Source organism: Marinobacter halophilus (genome assembly GCF_003007685.1).
Taxonomy (GTDB): Bacteria; Pseudomonadota; Gammaproteobacteria; order Pseudomonadales; family Oleiphilaceae; genus Marinobacter; species Marinobacter halophilus.
Map to the genome: position 1 here is coordinate 1 of NZ_PXNN01000010.1, position 17,934 is coordinate 17,934.

At 54.9% G+C, this 17,934-nt stretch carries 17 protein-coding genes and 1 pseudogene; 11 read left to right on the plus strand and 7 right to left on the minus strand.

Going from position 1 to position 17,934, the window contains the following annotated elements:
- Positions 1-147: 147 nt before the first annotated feature.
- Entirely contained in the window at positions 148-396 is a 249-nt protein-coding gene (locus C7H08_RS06275) for a DUF3297 family protein (RefSeq protein WP_106669735.1), read from the minus strand.
- A gap of 388 nt (positions 397-784) precedes the next feature.
- Between C7H08_RS06275 and umuD the strand changes: the two genes are divergently transcribed.
- The gene (gene umuD, locus C7H08_RS06280) at positions 785-1,222 is read left to right on the plus strand and encodes a translesion error-prone DNA polymerase V autoproteolytic subunit (protein ID WP_106669736.1); all 438 of its coding nucleotides are present in this window, start codon (positions 785-787) and stop codon (positions 1,220-1,222) included.
- Between the two features lie 2 nt (positions 1,223-1,224).
- Positions 1,225-2,526, plus strand: coding sequence for a translesion error-prone DNA polymerase V subunit UmuC (gene umuC, locus C7H08_RS06285; RefSeq protein WP_106670899.1), 1,302 nt, complete (start codon positions 1,225-1,227; stop codon positions 2,524-2,526).
- Between the two features lie 206 nt (positions 2,527-2,732).
- Here umuC and C7H08_RS06290 read toward each other — a convergent pair whose 3' ends face one another.
- Together C7H08_RS06290 and C7H08_RS06295 are read right to left on the minus strand one after the other, a co-directional pair.
- Complete coding sequence (locus C7H08_RS06290) at positions 2,733-3,560, minus strand: mechanosensitive ion channel family protein (RefSeq protein WP_227663359.1); 828 nt, start codon at positions 3,558-3,560, stop codon at positions 2,733-2,735.
- Between the two features lie 9 nt (positions 3,561-3,569).
- Entirely contained in the window at positions 3,570-4,880 is a 1,311-nt protein-coding gene (locus tag C7H08_RS06295; protein WP_106670900.1) for a hypothetical protein, read from the minus strand.
- A gap of 360 nt (positions 4,881-5,240) precedes the next feature.
- On the opposite strand from C7H08_RS06295, the gene C7H08_RS06300 reads away from it, so the two are divergent.
- On the plus strand, positions 5,241-6,278 hold the full coding sequence (locus tag C7H08_RS06300; protein ID WP_106670901.1) for an IS110 family RNA-guided transposase: 1,038 nt from the start codon (positions 5,241-5,243) through the stop codon (positions 6,276-6,278).
- 414 nt (positions 6,279-6,692) lie between these two features.
- Here C7H08_RS06300 and C7H08_RS06305 read toward each other — a convergent pair whose 3' ends face one another.
- The 3 genes from C7H08_RS06305 to C7H08_RS06315 all read right to left on the minus strand — a co-directional run bounded on the left by C7H08_RS06305 (position 6,693) and on the right by C7H08_RS06315 (position 9,628).
- Positions 6,693-7,085, minus strand: coding sequence for an ectoine synthase (locus C7H08_RS06305; RefSeq protein WP_106670902.1), 393 nt, complete (start codon positions 7,083-7,085; stop codon positions 6,693-6,695).
- Positions 7,086-7,194: 109 nt separating this feature from the next.
- Positions 7,195-8,502: an ATP-grasp domain-containing protein gene (locus tag C7H08_RS06310; protein WP_106670903.1), complete on the minus strand. Its 1,308-nt coding sequence runs from the start codon at positions 8,500-8,502 to the stop codon at positions 7,195-7,197.
- 160 nt (positions 8,503-8,662) lie between these two features.
- A complete protein-coding gene (locus C7H08_RS06315; RefSeq protein ID WP_106670904.1) occupies positions 8,663-9,628 on the minus strand; it encodes a zinc-binding metallopeptidase family protein in 966 nt (321 codons plus the stop codon).
- A gap of 134 nt (positions 9,629-9,762) precedes the next feature.
- Here C7H08_RS06315 and C7H08_RS06320 point away from each other — a divergent pair, with 134 nt between their 5' ends.
- The 5 genes and pseudogenes from C7H08_RS06320 (at position 9,763) to C7H08_RS18170 (ending at position 13,618) form a co-directional block, all read left to right on the plus strand.
- Positions 9,763-11,250, plus strand: coding sequence for a M17 family metallopeptidase (locus C7H08_RS06320; protein ID WP_106670905.1), 1,488 nt, complete (start codon positions 9,763-9,765; stop codon positions 11,248-11,250).
- 154 nt (positions 11,251-11,404) lie between these two features.
- On the plus strand, positions 11,405-11,692 hold the full coding sequence (locus C7H08_RS06325; RefSeq protein ID WP_106670906.1) for a sll1863 family stress response protein: 288 nt from the start codon (positions 11,405-11,407) through the stop codon (positions 11,690-11,692).
- A 110-nt stretch (positions 11,693-11,802) separates the two neighbouring features.
- Positions 11,803-12,348, plus strand: a complete 546-nt coding sequence (locus tag C7H08_RS06330; protein WP_106670920.1) for a DUF1523 family protein — start codon at positions 11,803-11,805, stop codon at positions 12,346-12,348.
- Between the two features lie 194 nt (positions 12,349-12,542).
- Positions 12,543-13,373, plus strand: a pseudogene (locus C7H08_RS06335) (amidoligase family protein); the annotation flags it as partial.
- Between the two features lie 83 nt (positions 13,374-13,456).
- Entirely contained in the window at positions 13,457-13,618 is a 162-nt protein-coding gene (locus C7H08_RS18170) for a hypothetical protein (RefSeq protein ID WP_165793942.1), read from the plus strand.
- A 474-nt stretch (positions 13,619-14,092) separates the two neighbouring features.
- On the opposite strand, the gene C7H08_RS06345 is transcribed toward C7H08_RS18170, so the two are convergent.
- The gene (locus C7H08_RS06345) at positions 14,093-15,244 is read right to left on the minus strand and encodes a PcfJ domain-containing protein (RefSeq protein ID WP_106670908.1); all 1,152 of its coding nucleotides are present in this window, start codon (positions 15,242-15,244) and stop codon (positions 14,093-14,095) included.
- Between the two features lie 118 nt (positions 15,245-15,362).
- On the opposite strand from C7H08_RS06345, the gene C7H08_RS06350 reads away from it, so the two are divergent.
- From C7H08_RS06350 to C7H08_RS06360, 3 genes are all read left to right on the plus strand, one after another.
- Positions 15,363-16,031 (plus strand): SOS response-associated peptidase, encoded by a 669-nt coding sequence (locus C7H08_RS06350; RefSeq protein ID WP_106670909.1) that lies wholly within the window; start codon positions 15,363-15,365, stop codon positions 16,029-16,031.
- A gap of 136 nt (positions 16,032-16,167) precedes the next feature.
- Positions 16,168-17,166: a helix-turn-helix transcriptional regulator gene (locus tag C7H08_RS06355; protein WP_106670910.1), complete on the plus strand. Its 999-nt coding sequence runs from the start codon at positions 16,168-16,170 to the stop codon at positions 17,164-17,166.
- A gap of 129 nt (positions 17,167-17,295) precedes the next feature.
- On the plus strand, positions 17,296-17,898 hold the full coding sequence (locus C7H08_RS06360; protein ID WP_106670911.1) for an outer membrane beta-barrel protein: 603 nt from the start codon (positions 17,296-17,298) through the stop codon (positions 17,896-17,898).
- Positions 17,899-17,934: the final 36 nt, after the last annotated feature.

A 17,934-nucleotide genomic window follows, 5' to 3' on the forward strand; every position in this document is an offset into this window, starting at 1 on the left:
ACGCCGGTTCGATTCCGACCCGCGCCTCCATTTTTACCCTTGAATTTCAATAGACTAACTCGCCTGAATTTGGCTGGGTTTCTCATGCAAAAAATATCCAGATAAACCCAAAAGGCCTCGATCAGGCGATGAAACACATCTTGTTGTTTAATCGTAGTAGGCTTGAACCTTTCCTTTCAGAGTCATCAGAAGCGGCTGTCCGCGACGATCCAGCGCTTTGGGCGAGGCGATTTTTATCCAACCTTCACTGATGCAGTATTCCTCTACATTGGTGCGCTCTTTGCCATTGAGCAGAATACCAATGTCGTGCTCGAAAACTTCTGCTACGTGGTGCGGGCTATTGGGGTTTCTTGAAAGTCGATCCGGTAAGGCTGGCAGCGATTTAGTATCGTTCATGCTAGTGACCTGCATTAAATGAAAAGAGCGCCATTCTAGGCAATATGGATTTGGTGCTCAAGGCATCTCTGTCGTTGCCGGCAACAGATAGCTGGCGGAAGCTAACGACAGTGCGAGTGTTCCTCACTCGGCTTCAGGACAACCGAATGCGTCGGGGCGAGTCCAACCACGTAACCGGCTGCCACACCCACCAGTGCCACTACCGGCCCGATTAGGCTGCCCAATAAGCCGCCTACAAACATCAGTATTACGCTTTTCATACAGACTCCTCCCGCCGTCCTGGCAGCGGCACTATTCCGAGTATAGGGCGTTGTGCCCAATGATGGGTTGACCCGCTGATATTGTCTCGCCAAAATACTGTATATTCAACCAGTATCCGGTGTAAAGCATGTCCTGCATTCTGCTTGGTGACTACGAATCCGTCTCACGCCTGAACATCCCGATGTTTCTGGAGCGGGTCTCGGCTGGCTTCCCATCGCCGGCGGAAGACTACATTGAGAAGACCATTGATCTGAACGAGCTGTGTATTCAGCATCCTGCTGCCACCTTCTTCGTTAGGGTTCAGGGTGAGTCCATGACTGAGGCGGGCATCTATCCCGGCGATGTTCTGGTGGTGGACCGGTCACTGAGGGCCGGGCACGGCGACACAATCATCGCTAGCCTGGAAAGCGAGATGACGGTGAAGCAATTGCACCTGACTCCACCACCGGTGCGCCTCCTTCCGCGCAATCCCGCCTACGAGCCCATTACGGTTGAGGGTGACATGGTGATGGAAGTGTTTGGGGTGGTGACCAACGTCATCCGGTCAATGAAGCGGGGAGGGTAGGGATGAGATCGGTTGGCCGGGATCAGGCCGTATTCGCGCTGGTGGACTGCAATAATTTCTACGCCTCCTGCGAGAAGCTGTTCCGTCCGGATCTGCGCAATACGCCTGTGGTCGTGTTATCCAACAACGACGGCTGCGTGGTCGCCCGCTCGAAAGAAGCCAAGGCACTGGGGATCAAGATGGGCGTGCCGGTCCATCACATCAAAACGGAAATTCGCCGGTACGGCATCCAGGTGTTCTCCTCCAACTACACCCTCTATGGCGACATGAGCCGACGGGTTATGACCACACTCGAAGCCATGGCCCCACGGGTGGACGTGTACTCGATTGACGAAGCCTTTCTGGACCTCACCGGCATTGACCGGGTAGTGTCCTTCGAGGACTTTGGCCGAGAGGTCAGGAACACCGTGCATCAGAACGTCGGCTTGCCCGTCTGTGTGGGCATTGCCCCCACGCGAACACTGGCCAAGTTGGCTAACTATGCTGCGAAGAAGTATCCGGCCACCGGTGGTGTGGTAGACCTCACAGACCCCGCCCGGCAACGGCGACTGATGGCTCGGGTGCCGGTTGAGGAGGTTTGGGGCGTCGGGCGAAAACTCAGTGCCAGGCTTCAGGCCATGGGCATTGTCACGGCGTTACAGTTAGCGGATACCCATCTGGCGACCCTCAGAAAACAGTTCTCTGTCGTCTTGGAACGCACCGCCCGGGAGCTCAATGGTGTGCCCTGTGTGCCGTGGGAGGATGTACCGGCCCCAAAGAAGCAAATCATGTGCTCCCGATCGTTTGGTCAGCCCCTGCAGAAACTGAGCGACCTGGAGGAAGCCGTTGCGCACTTTGCGACACGTGCGACCGAGAAACTTCGGGGAGGCCAGCAGTATGCCGGAGAGCTGATGGTGTTCATCCGAACCAACGCGTTCAAAGCCACAGCACCGCAGTACTCACGCAGTGGCAGTGTGAAGCTCATCCAGCCCACCCAGGACTCCCGGGTTATTGTGCAGCAGGCCCTGAATCTGCTCCGACCGATGTATCGCGAAGGGTTTGATTACGCCAAGGCCGGCGTCATGCTGGGCGAAATGGTGGAAGAAGCGGGGGTTCAAGAGGATCTCTTCCAAGCCGCTGCCGGGCAGGCACCAGACAACGGCAGATCGGAACGCCTGATGGCGGTGATGGATACCATTAACCGGAAATCCAGGGCTACGGTCTACATGGCCAGAGAGGTGGGGCCTGCTGCCTATGCGATGCGGCGGGGGCACTTGTCGCCGGCGTATACGACCAGTTGGGATGAGTTGCCGAAGGTTCGTTAGTAAACAAAAGCGAACATTCAGAAACGATCAGAATGCCCAGAAAGCGGACCTTTATGGAGCGTTAATTTCAGCATTTGTGTCTCGTTCAAAGTCGATCAAAAGGGCTGATGGATGGTCCGCGCTTGTTTGTTTTCGATAATGTACGTGTAAATCTCAGCCGTTCGGATATCGCTAGGCCGATGCACTGGCTTTAAGCTTTTCGCCTATCAGCTCCAATTCGTCCAGATGCTTTCGAGTGCCAGGCTCCCTGGCAACAGGGGGCGCGCGCCAGCACGCGTCAGTGCCTCGCGTCCTCGAGCCGTGAGGTCGGTGACAAAGCGGAATTGCTGGCGTGGGTCGACTGGGTAAGCCCGAAGAGTGTATTTCGTGCCCCAGATCTCCTCTCGGATAACGACCACGACGGGTTCATCGAAGCAGAGATAAGGGCTTGTCATCGCCACGCTTTCCAGTGCCTCACGGGCACGTGACATGTCATGCTCCGGGTGAACGTAAAAGCTGGCGTTGCATTGCAGAGTCGGCGTACCGTTATTGGCGTTCCTCACAGCTGAAGACCAGAGTTTCAGGTGCGGCACCGTGATGTAATCATCATCCACCGTGACCAGTGCGACAGTCCTCATGCCCACATTCATCACTTCCCCATAGTGACCGTCAATTTCGACCCAGTCGCCGGGCCGATAAGGTTGCTCAAAAGCCGATACCACGCCGGCAATCAGGCTGCTGGCATAGTCTTTAAGGGCAAAACCGATCGCCAACCCAACGGCCCCGAGAATGGTCACCATATTACGCAGTGAGGGTTCGATGACTATCGGCACTGTCAGAATAAGCGCAGCCACAACCAGTAGAAGACGAATCAGCGGCACTGATGCCAGAAGGAAGTGCCGCAGGCTGCCATGCAGACGATTTGCCAGCCAGGGCAAAGCACGTTGGGAGATTATGATCAGTACCAGGGCGCCGAAAACGATCATGGCCAGCTTCAGCATTGCGGCTTGATCGAGGCTATTGAACAGATCGGTGAGTTCGGTCGAGCTATTCACTATCAATCCTCAGAACGCGTCGGTAAGGTAGCGGCGCACGCGCAAAAACTCACGTACCGTAGAATAAGCCAGCGGGGCAACCTGCCAGCGTTCGCCATCACGAGTCAGCAGTCCCAAAGCCTGTAGGCGTAGCAGTTGAGAGGCAATTCGGGCGCGCGGCGACGGCAGCAGGAGCGTGAGCAGATCGGTCGTCAAGCCACGGTGAAGAAGTATTGCGTGCAACACGAAAGCGACGTCCTCATCCGTCTCGGCGGGCATCGGGGGCGTTTCAACATCTTGCGCAACCCATACGTTATCGCTGGAACCGGGGCCGTCAGTATTTTGTGTCGTCCCACCTGTCTCCCGCACTTCGGCGCGATCCTGCTGCTCCGTCTCAGGCTCCGAGCGAAGTTGCTTACGCCAGTAATGCCAGGCCAGGCCTGGATTGCCCTGGCAATGGGCGGCAAGCTGACGAAACTCCGGCAGATCCTGTTCGTCCCCCGATGGCGCACCAGTGCTGGCATATGCGTCTTGGGTCTCATCCGGCACCAGGGGTTCTCCGCTGCGAGCACTGAAGAAGCGGATCTGGTTGCGACTGGCCGGCGTGGTTCTGCCACGCACGAAATAATCGGCCAGCATTGGTCCGTCAAAGGCTTGCAGGGTCATTGCGGGCGCACCTGTCAGGGGAAAAATACGCTGGACGAAGGCGAATGCCCAACTGTCACAACCAATAATACCCGGGCCCCATTCGCCTGAAAGGGCCCGTTCCATAAAACCTCGCAATAGATCCAGGCCGTTGGCGTGGCGGAAGAAACACCGCTCAAGGGCAGGCAGCACCCAAGGCTGACCGTTTCCCTTGGGCAGCGTCTCCAGCCAGGCGCTGTCGCCGTTCAGGATTTGCTCCGTGCCAGGTGGTTGCCACACGCGTGCGTGATGTTCGGCAGCCCAGTTTTCAAGTATCGAACCATGGTCACAGTAGGGCTGGCTGACAAAAAACCAGGGAGTGGTGTCTTCGCTTTTGGAACTTCTCGCACCCGGCTTGAGGATGCCTCCCTGGGTAACTTCACTGAAGGCCTGCGCTAACGATCGGGCTGCTGATGACCAATCGATCGGCGGCACGATGTGGGCAAGGCGAACGTTCGGCAGTTCTCTCAGGTCAGCCTCAGCGCGGAAAACTTCGGCTTCCCCGTCTTCGCCACTGAACCGCTGACGCAATGCTTTCCAGCGTTTCTTGACCAGATTCGTCCGGGCGTCGGGCGGTAGGGTGTATTCTTCGATGGGGACGGTGTGCCAGGGCCCTGGCGCGGACGAGTTTCCCTCGTCCATCTTGGAGCGACTCATCGTAGAGTAACGAGCCCCCTATTTGCTGTTTTCATGCGTCAAACTCAATTATTTCTGGTCGGGATTGAATGACAGTAATATAACACCCGGCATTTCGAAATCCATCTCGAAGGCGACTTTAGCGAAGAGCGGCGAAAATCATCACCAGCGTCAGAAGGCGCGACTGCAAGGAGGCATTATCAGCGTCCAGGAAATCGGTGCAAAAAGCACCGATTGCGTCCTTTGTTAGCGCTTGTTAAACCTCCTCACGCACCTGCGCATAGGTAAGCAATGGGATGGACTCCTCCTCACCTCACCGGCATCTACGTGCCAAAATGGTGAGTGATCAGTCAACCATCATGAAGATGAGAAGAAGCCTAAGTGAACATTATCCGCGCCGGTGTTGATATTGCCAAATCAGTTTTCCACGTGCACGGCGTAGACCGTCACGGTACAACTCAATGGCAAGGCAAATACTCCCGTCAGAAATGGCTTGATGCCCTCAGCCGTAAAGTACCCGCCGGTGCCGAGATCGGCATGGAGGCTTGCGCGTCATCTCACCATTGGGCAAGGGAGCTTCAGAAGCGGGGGTATCATGTTCGGTTGATTGCCGCCCAATTTGTTAAGCCTTACGTCAAGAGCAACAAGAACGACCGGGTAGATGCGGAGGCGATCTGCGAAGCCATGAGTCGCCCGAACATGCGGTTTGTCGCCCCAAAGACCGTCGCCCAGCAGGACATTCAGGCCGCACATCGGATCCGGGAGGAACTTGTGGGACAGCGCACGGCCAAGGCCAACCAGATACGAGGACTGGTGGGCGAATACGGGATCGTGGCCCCGGTGGGCATCCAGCAGCTTCGCCGCGCCTTACCAGATTGGCTTGAAGACGCCGAGAACGGGCTTACCGATAGTTTCCGGGTTCTGCTGAATGGGCTGACTGAGGACCTCCGGTACCTGGATGACCGCATCACAGCGCTTGACGATCGGATCACTGAGAGCGTCAAGCGAGATCCTGTGGCGAAGCGTTTAATGACATTGCGCGGCGTGGGGCCGCTCACAGCCAGTGCCTTGTCAGGTGCACTGGGCGACGGGAAGGCCTTCCGCAAAGGGCGTGACTTTGCCGCTTCCCTGGGGTTGACACCCAAGCAGCACAGCACCGGAGGGCGAGATCGTTTACTGGGGATCAGCAAGCGCGGCGACAGTTACCTGCGCAAGCTGCTCGTTCACGGAGCCCGGGCCGTGTTGCGTCATGTGGATGGCAAAGATGACGGGCTCAGTCACTGGCTGAAAGGCCTTGCCTCTCGGAAGCATGTCAATGTGGCGACGGTGGCATTGGCCAACAAAACAGCGCGCATCGCCTGGGCGCTGGTAAACCATGAGGTTGCCTATGACGAAGGGCTTGCAGCGGCTGGCGTTTGATTGGGTAGCTTGAGGGCTGGGTGTGCCGGGGTAACAACTGGAAACTGTATAGGAGACGTCCACCACCACGATTGCATGGCATTTTGATTGATGGCGAACAGGTCGAACCGGCGCTGGGAAACCCCTTTAGCGGCTAGAGCCTTGAGCTCGTGTAAGCGATTGGGAACCAGTGCGCGGATAGCCCATCAGGGTCCGGTGCCTACAAAACGGCATCATTAAAGAGACCGGATACACGTAGGCAGTCGTACCTTAGTCGCGATCGAACAAAGTGCTTGCAATAGAGGAGGAGTCCATACACGCCGCGAAAATGCCCGTGCCACCCAGAACGTTCCCGGCGAAGGCAGGATCGCCTGACTGACTGATCACAAATCGAAGGGGATGGTTGCAGCCCCACCTGGGGCGAGGCTGGCCTTATTACTCGCCGGTGTCCGGCAGATAAGCCCCGTCTTCGTCGTGAACTTCACGTCCTGTAACGGGCGGGTTGAAGGCACAGATCAGGCGCATGTCTTCTGTCCCACCGTAAAGTGTGTGCTGGTCATGCTTATCAAGCGCGTAAAGAGTCCCATCGGTGATCTCGTGGGTTTCACCTGTGGCTTTGTCCAGAATCTTTCCGTTGCCCGCAACACAATAGACGGCTTCAAGGTGGTGCTTGTACCAGAGGTTAAGTTCGGCTCCGGCCGGAATAATGGTTTCATGGAAAGAAAATCCCATGCCGTCTTTTTTAAGAAGCATCCGGCGGCTGGTCCAGCCTGGCCCACTCACCTCACGCTCTGATCCAATAATGTCTTGCACTCGAACGATTTTCATAAAATTACTCTATTGTTGATAGGCTGACTGGGTTGTACTTGAGCACAATCCAGTCAGGAGACCGGGCAATCACCCGGCCACCCATATCCGATGAACTGACTCTGCGTCTTTAAACGTAGAAATCCAGGTCTTCCTGGGATTTCAGCAGATCCCGCATCGTGATGGGATCGTCACCGAAGAAGAACACCAGCCCCCAGTGAGTACCGAAGGCATTCCGATCCGGAACGGTCTCCTCAGTCGGTGCAACCAGCTCGTGGGAATCAAAGTACGGGTGATCAACGCACTCTTTCGGCATTTCCAGCTTGCTGACCACGCGGCGACGCGGGTAGACACCGAAGCAGCCCGCATAACCTTTCGCGCCCTCGACTTCCTTGGGGAAGAACGCAGCCACTTCCTCTTTTGTGCTCTTCGGATCGAAAACCAGCATGGAAGCCTGGTAAGCGCTAAATCCGTACGCCCTTTCAATCAGTTCGAAAGCCTTGAAGCCCGGTGGGCGATAGGCGATCTCACCAAAGTACATCTCGCCGTCAGCGGTTACGAAGTACTCGGGATGAATCAGGCCGAACTTGATGTCAAAGGTCTTGATCAGCAGTTCGATCTGCTTGGTAATCGCGTTCCTCCAGCTCTCGAGCTCTTTGGTAGCCGGTACAAATACCGAATAACCCAGGGTTACGTACTCGGAGATGTTGAGGAACTGGATCTTGCCGTCGTGAATCCAGGCCTCAACCGCGAATTCCCAGCCGCTCAGATGGCTTTCCATCAGCAGCGGATATTCCTCGTTCGGAATGTTGTCAATTTCTTCCAGTGTACGGATCATCCGGTGGCCGAGGCAGCCGGCCTTGTCGAAAGCCTTGACGTGAATCGGGTCATCCGGGTCACCATCCAGCTTCAGCAGCGTCTGGTTAACACGCTTCATGAAGCGGATGATGTCCTCTTTCTCGTGGGCTTCCTCGAAGATGCCTACGCGGATGCCGCCAAGCTGGGCACGGCGCTTCATCAGGGCCTTGTCACGGAACAGGATTGACTGCCCGTACATACGGGGGCTGTCCATCAGCACAGAGTTGATGGCACCGGACCACTCAACGGTTTCTTCAAACAGTGGGATGGCGACATCAACGCCTTCTTCTTTCAGCCGTGTGGCAATCTCCATGGATCGATCATTCAGGCGGATAAAATCCCATGCTATGAAAGGGATGCTGTTCGCTTTACAGAAATCCGTGGCCCACTCAGGCGCAACGACAATGTAGCGACGGTCAAAGTTCTGTGCCGCCTTGATGGCGTTAACGCTCCAGCCGAGCAGGGCAATATAGCCCTTGTTTGGATCCTTTGGCTTTTCGGTGCCCTTGACTGAGGGCATTTCCGGGTCGCGCCATGCAAGGACTTCCGGTGACATTTCTGATTCAGGTGTAATCGCCATGTTATAACTCCTTTTTATTTGCAATAAGGCATCGGAAACGTTGCCGTTTTTCTTGGCTAATCACGATCCCGGCCTTCGCGCGAAATATATGCGCAACTATTGCATTTGCAAACTAAATTCGAAGGTGGATTGTACCTAAGGTCTTTCACTTATCGTCTACTCAAAGCCCCTGGGCCCCGCGGCGTAACCAGTTGTGCACAAAGGCAAGTTTACGGTGGGCTGTTTCCGACAGCACGAAGGGATAGATGTCTGCCAGGCCCATGGAACGGTTCACATGATTGATTCGTGTGGCGAGCGTAGCGGCTACATGAACCAGCGTGGCGGTATCCGTCTCTGAGTACGGATCCCAGTTATGGCCGGGCATTTCAGGCGACGCCAGGCCAGTCGCCACGAAACTGTCAGTGATGTCGGTCAGATGTAGAAGATGTGCCGCTGTCTCCGCAAAATCCTCGTGCGGATGCGCAGAGGCGTATGACGTCAGGTAAAACAGCTCCCAGTCCTGGGAGGGGCCCTGCTCGTAATGCTTTTTCAGCGCAGCCGTATAGTCGGCCCGTTCATCCCCGAACATCTCACGGAAGGCGGTCAAAAAGTCCTCACGCAAACTCAGCCGCCACCAGAGCATGTGGGCAATCTCGTGGCGCATGTGCCCGATCATGGTGCGGTAAGGCTCGTCCAGGGCTTCTCTGCGAGTGACTCTGACAACAGGGTCGGCTTCGGAAACGCTGATGGTGACCACGCCGTCGCCATGGCCCATGCCTGCAATCGTGTGACCGTCAGCGAGCATATGGAAAACCGGTCTGGTTCCCGGATCCTCTGGCCTGAACCAGTGCCAGCGGCCCAGGTTATCGATTACCCAACGCTTTGCTGCTTCTGTTTCTGCCCAATTGGGAATGGAATTGGGAATTTCCGGGGCCGGTGCCAGTGCCGTCATGGCACAGGATCGGCAGAAGGCGCCTTCCTCAGGCGCGATCCAGTTGCAGCCAATGACCTCGCGATTCGCACAGAACGGAGGCATGGGCAGGAAAGCCCGCGCTTGTGGGTCGTAGGCAACGGGAGTGCCTTCGGCGGTAGTAAGGTTATGAAACCAGAGGGTGCCGGAACCAACCGGATTTGTGAATGCCTTCATATCTAGAAATAGCTCCTTTCCTGCTGCGACATGCAGCAAAATTCTTGTAATGAAAGCTGATTTATAGACCTGTCTGCACCGGAAAACCAACTATAGTTATACCTATATTTTCAGCCCCCAAAGGAGCTTCAAAAATGAAGCCAGAATTCCCCGGATTATCGCCATTGTCGATCCAGAAAGACCAACCGATTCCCGCTGCCTGGGACTTCAAGCCCGGATCAGGCGTGGTTCTCCTTGTGCCTGATGCGGATCGGAAAGTGATCGATAATACGCCCTGGTCCGACGCTCTGGGAGAGCGTCTTTCAGCCCATCCGAAAACGGCCAACCCGGTGTTTCTCTCCATGCCCGGAGGTGAAAGAGCGGCGGTTGTGTTCGTGGCGGATCAACTTCAGACATTCAAGGCACTGACTCTGGCGCGCAAGGCTATCGGGCCTCTGATTGCTGACCGGGTGGAGGAAATAAACGTCCTTTGCCTGCTTGATAATGAGGTGGCCGCAGGTGAGATGGCTGAGGCCTTCCTGGCTGCGGCCCATGCAGCGCTTTTCCAGTTGCCGAAAATTACGGGCAAAGCCTCCGAGCCAAATAGCCTCAAAGCCATGAGCTATTTCGGGGGCCTTGGTAACGCTGATTTTGAATACGCTGAAGCAACGGCCGAGGGCAATAACCTGGCTCGCTGGTTAACCCATTTGCCCGGTAACTACCTGACGCCGGGCATCTACCGGGAGCTTGCCGAATCGCTTGCCCGCCAGGAAGGCTGGACATCAGAGTTCTATGATCGGGACAAGCTGGAAGAACTGGGCGCGGGCGCTTTTCTTTCCGTGGTTGAGGCCAGCCCGGTCAGGGATGCAGGCATACTTCATCTTCAATACCGTCCAGCGGGAGCTGAGGGCAAACCGCTAGCTCTGGTTGGTAAAGGTATCTGTTTCGACACCGGTGGCAGCAATCTGAAAGTCGGCGGCAGTATGCTGGGGATGCATGGTGATATGCAGGGTAGTGCCGTCGCGCTGGGTGCTTTTCTGGCCATCACCCGCCTGAAATTTGATCAGCCGGTTGATTGTTGGCTGGCTTTGGCGGAAAACCATATCGGCTCCCGCGCGGTCAAGTGTAACGATGTGATCACCGCTTTGGACGGCACCACAATCGAACTGATCAATACCGATGCTGAGGGTCGAATGGTGCTGGCGGACACGCTTGCCCTGGTGTCCAGAGGAAAACCTCGCGCGATCATTGATTACGCAACGCTGACGGGCGCCGTTGTTGCGGCTTTGGGGCAGCGAATGGCTGGCGCGATAACCAACCGCCGGGAGTGGGTAGAGCCCCTTATTCAGGCAGGCGAACGTTGCGGTGAGAGGGTCTGGCCGTTTCCCTATGAAGACGATTACGATGAGGACCTGCAATCGCAAGTCGCCGATACCCTGCAATGCAGGACCAAAGGCCCCGGTGATCATATCTATGCAGCACGTTTGCTTGGCCGTTTTGTGGACAAAGAAATCGGCTGGGTGCACGTAGACATGGCCTCGTCCGGCACTCATCCGGGTGGGCTGGCGCAGATACCGACAGACTTGCAGGGTTTTGGTGTGCGTTTTGGCGTGGAATGGCTCAAAAAGGTGGCTGATGAGTAGTTTCCGAAGTGACTCTTGATGGGCTGTAATAAACGTTGATTAGCCTCGGGGCTGAGGGTAAATTCGATTCAGCCAGTGACTCTGCCATTAGCCTATAAGGCAGGGTCACGGCCTCTTTGGCACCTAGAGTGTGCGCTTACAGGGAATTAAGATAATGAGCATGAAAGATACTTACGTTAAAAAGCTTCAGGCCAAACTGGACGAGTGGAATGCGGAGATTGATAAGCTGAAAGCCAAAGCCGATACCAAAGAAGCCGATGCCCAGCAGGAATACTACAAGCAGATCGATGAACTGAAATCGATGAAAGAGGACGTCAGCAAAAAACTCGATGAATTGAGCGACGCTGGCGACGATGCCTGGGAAGATCTTAAAGCTGGTGTTGATAGCGCCTGGGATTCGGTAAGCAGCGCGTTCAGCTCTGCTACCTCTCGCTTCAAATAAGTTTCCCGAGAAACCTAGATTGCTAACAATCGGCGCCAGGATGGGCCGATTGTTAATGTCTTATGCTGCGTAAGCAGAGACTGAGCGTGCCTGTAAAGAGCCTTTTTTTAATGAAGAAATTAAAAGCAATCGGGATAGGTTTTCTGGTAGTGGTACTGCTGGGGATTGGAGCAACGTTACATTACTTCTTGCCTAAACATGCTGTGGTCGTGATTAACGGGGTGGAAGTAAAGCGCATGGATGCTCAAGGTGTGATCAATTCAGATAACGTCGCTGATGGTCCTACCCGTGATGTGTACTTCATCAACGCGGGCGAACCCGATAACTCTGTTGATGTAAGCGTATTTCGCAATGCTGATACCGGGTTCGGATTTCCCTGGTATTTTAAATTCGATTCGGCAGATGTCCAGGCAAAGGCCCAGCAGTTGAGTAAAGACAGCAACCAGCTTGCCCTGATTCAATACTATGGCTGGCGTATCCGGCTGATTTCAGCCTTTCCCAATCTAGTCAGCATAGAAAAAACCAGCACAAGAACCGAGCCGTTCCCGGTCTTTAATGTGGTTTTCTTGCTAGTTCTATTCGGCTTGCTCGGATTCGCTTACTGGAAAATAAAAACCCGTTTAGGCAAACGTCAAAGCAATCACCCAGTGCAATAGCTCCTGATTTCTTTAGACGCGTGGGCATTTGCGATCAGCGCACAACACTGATGCTGGAAGCGCGTAAGCAAGTCTGAGGTTGTATTTGACCGAACAACACACAACATAACGGAATTATATAGTCCATGCCATCATCAAACACTAAGCTGAAATAACCGCCCTGGCAGGAAAACGCCGATGGCAAGACCCGTCGTGTAGGCGTTGAGCTCGAAATGAGCGGTCTTGATCTTGATACACTGGCCGGACTGGTTGCCGGCTTTTTTGAACTCGACATCACATCGGACGGCCGTTACGAACGCCGATTAAGGGGTGATCCGGAAGGTGACTGGGTAATTGAACTGGACTATGACCTGCTCAAGAAGCTCGGCCGTGAGGACCTCGATGCAGAAAGCCTTGCTGGCCAAATAAACAAGACTACTGAAGAGGCACTTGCCTGGGCCGCCGAGGCAATTGTGCCTCTCGAGATAGTTGGTCCGCCGCTGCCACTGGATCGACTGAATGAGGTAGAAGCGCTGATCAGCTATCTACGTGAAACCGGCGCAAAGGGTACCTCGGAAAGCATTTTTAATGCCTTCGGCATGCAATTCAATCCTGAATTGCCGAGCCACGAGACTGGAATGATCACCGCTTGCCTCAAAGCATTTATGTGTCTGTACGACTGGCTGTTAGTGCGTGCCGACGTCGATTTCTCTCGCCGGGTAACCAGCTATGTCGATCCCTTTCCAACTGACTATGTAAAGAAGCTCCTGGCCGCCGATTACTGGCCCGATCTCGAAACCTTAATTGACGACTATCTCGCCGACAATCCAACCCGCAACCGTGCGCTCGACATGTTGCCACTTTTCATGTTCCTGGATGAGGAGCGGGTCCGCGCCGCAACGGATGATACGTTGATCAAGGCCCGGCCTACCTTCCATTACCGACTGCCGGATTGCAAAGTCGACGAGCCCGACTGGGGACTTCATGTTGCCTGGAACGACTGGGTTGAAGTTGAACGCCTAGCTGCGGATGAAAACCGTTTGTAGGCCTGCTGCGAAGCCTATCTCGATTTCCTGGGAAGCCCGCTCAAGGGAATATTCAGTAAATGGGCCACGGTCGTGGATACCAAATGGCTCGACCAGTAACCGCCCTCGAGGTGTCAACGTGCGTTGCCATCATCCTGTTCGAAGGCGGCATGGACCTGACGTTCGGCGAATTCCGGCGTGTTGGCCACGGTGTTGGCCGTCTGACCATTCTGGCCGCGCCGCTAACATGGGTTTCGGCACTCTAGCGGCGCACCATATAGTCGGGCTGAGCTGATTACTATAACGCCTTGGCATGCAAGGCGCAGGGTCATGAATTCGGCCACCGTCGCAGCTTAAAATTTTCCCCAATCTGAATGTCCGCTTTGCGACCGGAGCGGTCAATTTATGGTGCCAAACTGGGGCAACTTAGAACGTCATTACCATTATCGCCAGCTTCAGTGCCCATCGTTAATAGCCAATCTGAAGGCTCCGCTAGATCCAGAAGATCTTTATGGCTGGTCAGGATTGCTCAAACAACAACGTTGATCGCATATTTCATGTATCACCCTTTGTGCAAACCACTTTTGGCCGTATTCTTGTCAAATCGCCCTGAATCTGATTAATTTCTAATCAATTTTGGGGTTTGACGGGACCAATGTGGTTTTTAAAGACACACCACGCTGCACATTGGTTTTCTTTGTGCCAGTCAGTCTGCACATAGTTGCGTCGGTCTGGGTATTCTAACTATTGCGATCAGTATTCACCCACCGCCGAATCCAATCCAAAGTACCTTCCGAAGGGTTGGAATTACACACCCCACGAACCTCCCCAAGTACCCACGTCCTGTTATGAAACTCAAGCGAGATGGTTAAACGCTCCGGGTGGACCATCCGGTAAATGAACACTTCCCCGAGGGCAACCGGAATATCATAGCTGCCCACGCAATGGCGCATGGATGCACCTTCTTCCAACAGTTCCAGCCAGGAGCGCAAAGGCTCTATCCCTTCAATTGGGGCGAGAGGCGGCTTCGGATAGTCGCCGTGCTCCTCAGAAAGCTCTTTCGCCAGGTCTTGGCGCTTCTCTTTAGAGTTTCGGCTGTTCGCCCTGTTGAACCGTTCAACCAGATGGTCATGCTGGGCCTGAAGAGCTTCTCTGGAATGGATGCCTGCAAGAACCTGCTCATTCCGGCCGGCCATGACCACGGTGTCCCGAATCATCCGACACAGCCAGGACATATCCACTGCCGAAGTGTGCTCGTCTACCAGGTTTAATAGCCCAGGCCACAGTGGCCGGCGGATGCGGTTAAGTAGCCGAATGTGGTTCAGATGAAGATGAGGGTGGTGCCGCATCAAGCCCACGTATTCCGGGTTTTGAAGTGCGGTATGAATATCCTCCAGCTCCCAGGGTAATAGCGAGGACAAGGCCAGGCGGCGTACCAATCGAACGAGGGATCTGCTGCCCGGAAGCCCAACCGCTTTGAGGATGTCGGAACGCTTACCGGCCAAGAACTCATTAAACGCTTCGAGCGACCATGACTGTTTTTGTGCGTGGTCGACCGTCAGGATAAAGAGCAGGGGAGCATCATCAGCCAGTTCCCGCGCCCCCTCGGAGGTCGCACAGGCCTGCGCCAGCTCAAAGTCCATCGCGGGCATTAAAGCGGCAACTGCTGAGACAGACTCCGGTAGCGCATCGCAGAGACGCCGACCTGCATCATCTTCCAGCGTAAACAGGGGTAACCCTGGCGGCTCCAGAAATTGCCCTTCAGCAATCCGGCCTTCATCATTATAACTGACCCAGTGCAGGGGATGCCTGGAATCCCAGCTATTCACCTCAACCCGGATCGGGTAATGGAGTATCTGACTCAGGTCATACACGGCGGTGGTGCAGGTCATACGTTCAAGCTCTTCAAGAATCCCAGGTCAGAATAACCCAGCCAAACGACAGAGTGGGTCGCCTGCGCCGGTGAACTTTGACTACACTGGCTCAGACAGATAGGCCAAGGATGCAGCTATGTGCGGACGTTACAACGTAATCGACTCCCCCGAAGTCCAAACGCTGATGGAGCAACTGGGGCTGCCCGGCGTCGCACCCAGACCTCAGCACAACGTACCGCCGGGCGGAATTGGGGAGTTCGTTATTGACGCAGCGGACGACCGGTACCTGCTACCAGGCATCTGGTCGCTGCTGATCGAACCAAATTCGAATGGTTACGGCTTCCGGCCCAACCCGAAGTTTCACACTTTCAATGCCCGCAGTGATCGCTTAACCAGCAGTCCACTCTGGAAGAAGGTGTATCCCACCAAGCGCTGCATTGTACCAGTCAGCGCGTTCCACGAATGGAAGGGTAAGCAGGTCTACAACATTCACCCGCAGAATGAAGCCACGGCACTGGCCGGTTTGTGGCAGACCTGGCACTTTGAAGATGAGACCGTCAATTCTTTTACCGTGATAACCCTGCCGCCACACCCCAGATTCAACCACATTCACCCAAAGAGCCTTCCCCTGATGCTGCGCCCGGAGGAGTTCGACCTGTGGCTGGATCCGGAGTTTCATCACGTCGATGCGTTTCAGAGCCTGATGAAAACCCACATCTCGGCGCCATTGGTCTGTGAGCCGATGCGGAGTACAAAGTCACTGGAGCCTGTGGGTGAGGCTGAAATTCTTTTGGCCGATGGTTAAGCCAGTGTGCAGTGAGTGCAATCGAATGGAATCAACGTGTTGCCTAAAGCTGGTGTCCTCAATCCGGGTCGGGTAGAGTTAAGCGACATATGTAGTCGTTTATGGGCGCCGTTGCGCCCAGACAGGGAGTCCCTTGATGTCCAGCACCGCCGTGCGCTATCTCACCATGCTCCGAATGGTGCCTCGTTTCCCGAAATCTATTACCACCACGGAATTGGCGACCAGGCTTAAAGAGCAGGGCTTTTCGGTCACCATGCGGTCGATCCAGAGAGACCTGGAAAAGCTCAGCACACACTTTCCGCTGCTGGTGGATGAAGCCACCCGGCCGTTCCAATGGTCCTTCGACCGCGACGCCACCATCGACATCATTCCAGCACTGGATTTGCCAGCCGCGCTGACCTTTGAGCTGGCCAAGGCCTATCTCAGCCCCATGCTTCCGCCACGAGCTTTATCGCACCTGAAACCCCATTTTGATGAAGCGCACCGGACCTTGTTGCGCGAACGTAATCCCCTGGGGCAATGGCCAGATCGGGTGCGGGTGATCAATCGTGGCCTGGGAGGGCTGCGTCCGGCGATTGATGCGGATGTGCTGGAAACGGTCACCGAAGCGTTGCTGCGGGAGTACCAGTGCAAACTGACCTATCAGGCTCGTAATTGGCCAGAGCCGGAAGAAATCGTTATACACCCGTTTGGTCTGATTTTCCGGGACCCGAACGTGTACCTGATCGGCACCATCGAAGGCAGGGAAGGCGTGCGCCAATTGGTATTGCACAGAGCAAGCACCGGCGAGTTGGTGGAGGAGCCGGTTGAACGCCCGGAAGATTTCGATCTGGACCTCTACATCCATTCCGGCGCCATGGGCATTCTGAGATCCGATAAGCCCATCTTCTTGAAGCTTCGTTGTGACAAACCGGCTCTGAATCATTTGATCGAAGCACCGCTGGGCTTTGATCAAATCACCAGCGAGGGTGATGACAACACCTTCGATATCACGGTGACGGTTGGTGACACCCAGGACTTACGTTGGTGGCTGACCGCTCAGGCGGTGCATTGCGATATTCTTGAGCCTGTTTGGCTGCGACAAGAAATTGCATCGACGCTGGAGCGAGGATTGAACCGAACGCGAATGGAATGACCACTCCTATCTAATCCAGTTAACTGACTAGCGACCGTATGTGTCGCTAGAAGTGATTACCCTGATTACCCCTAAACTCGGTCGTCACTTCGACCACCGATAAGTTTGTACTCGAAAAAGGACGTCGAAATGAAATTGAACAGAACCGCATTACTGCTCGCTATCGTCGCGATATCACATGCTCCGGCTTACGCGACGGAGGCAAAGCCTGGTTATTTCGGTATCTCGGCTGGCCAGGCAACGGTAGAGGATTTTTGCGATGGCTCGGAAGCATCATGTGACGATAGCGCTCTGAGCTTTCGGATCTACGGCGGCACCGAGCTGAATGGCTTTGCCAATCTGGAGTTTGGCTATCGCTACATTGATGATATTGAAGCTTCGGGTGTCATTAGCGGAATAGGTGTGGCCCTAGCTGTGAATGGCCATTTTGTGGACACCACCCTCCAGCTGGGCATGCCGGAAACCGGACCGTTCAAGGTATTTACCAAGGCGGGGCTAATGCTATGGCGCTTGAATTATGAGGCAGCCGCCAGTAACGGCTTTCAAACCTTTTCAGTCAGCGACAACGATACCGGCGTAGCATTCAGAACCGGCTTGGGCATAAGTTATGAAATCTCGGAGCGGGTCCGACTCCGTGCAGACTGGGACCTATTACTGAACGTCGGCGATGAAGATGAAACGGGTGAAACGGATATCAACGTATTTTCTTTCGGGCCAGAATTTAGATTCTAAATCGAGGTAAGAGCGACTTCTCGTTGACGGGTGAAG

Excerpts from the sequence above, each read along its gene's own strand:
- C7H08_RS06275 (WP_106669735.1), bottom strand. The coding sequence starts at position 396 with ATGAACGATACTAAATCGCTGCCAGCCTTACCGGATCGACTTTCAAGA.
- umuD (WP_106669736.1), top strand. The coding sequence starts at position 785 with ATGTCCTGCATTCTGCTTGGTGACTACGAATCCGTCTCACGCCTGAAC.
- umuC (WP_106670899.1), top strand. The coding sequence starts at position 1,225 with ATGAGATCGGTTGGCCGGGATCAGGCCGTATTCGCGCTGGTGGACTGC.
- C7H08_RS06295 (WP_106670900.1), bottom strand. The coding sequence starts at position 4,880 with ATGAGTCGCTCCAAGATGGACGAGGGAAACTCGTCCGCGCCAGGGCCC.
- C7H08_RS06305 (WP_106670902.1), bottom strand. The coding sequence starts at position 7,085 with ATGAAAATCGTTCGAGTGCAAGACATTATTGGATCAGAGCGTGAGGTG.
- C7H08_RS06310 (WP_106670903.1), bottom strand. The coding sequence starts at position 8,502 with ATGGCGATTACACCTGAATCAGAAATGTCACCGGAAGTCCTTGCATGG.
- C7H08_RS06315 (WP_106670904.1), bottom strand. The coding sequence starts at position 9,628 with ATGAAGGCATTCACAAATCCGGTTGGTTCCGGCACCCTCTGGTTTCAT.
- C7H08_RS06320 (WP_106670905.1), top strand. The coding sequence starts at position 9,763 with ATGAAGCCAGAATTCCCCGGATTATCGCCATTGTCGATCCAGAAAGAC.
- C7H08_RS06325 (WP_106670906.1), top strand. The coding sequence starts at position 11,405 with ATGAGCATGAAAGATACTTACGTTAAAAAGCTTCAGGCCAAACTGGAC.
- C7H08_RS06330 (WP_106670920.1), top strand. The coding sequence starts at position 11,803 with ATGAAGAAATTAAAAGCAATCGGGATAGGTTTTCTGGTAGTGGTACTG.
- C7H08_RS18170 (WP_165793942.1), top strand. The coding sequence starts at position 13,457 with ATGGCTCGACCAGTAACCGCCCTCGAGGTGTCAACGTGCGTTGCCATC.
- C7H08_RS06345 (WP_106670908.1), bottom strand. The coding sequence starts at position 15,244 with ATGACCTGCACCACCGCCGTGTATGACCTGAGTCAGATACTCCATTAC.
- C7H08_RS06350 (WP_106670909.1), top strand. The coding sequence starts at position 15,363 with ATGTGCGGACGTTACAACGTAATCGACTCCCCCGAAGTCCAAACGCTG.
- C7H08_RS06355 (WP_106670910.1), top strand. The coding sequence starts at position 16,168 with ATGTCCAGCACCGCCGTGCGCTATCTCACCATGCTCCGAATGGTGCCT.
- C7H08_RS06360 (WP_106670911.1), top strand. The coding sequence starts at position 17,296 with ATGAAATTGAACAGAACCGCATTACTGCTCGCTATCGTCGCGATATCA.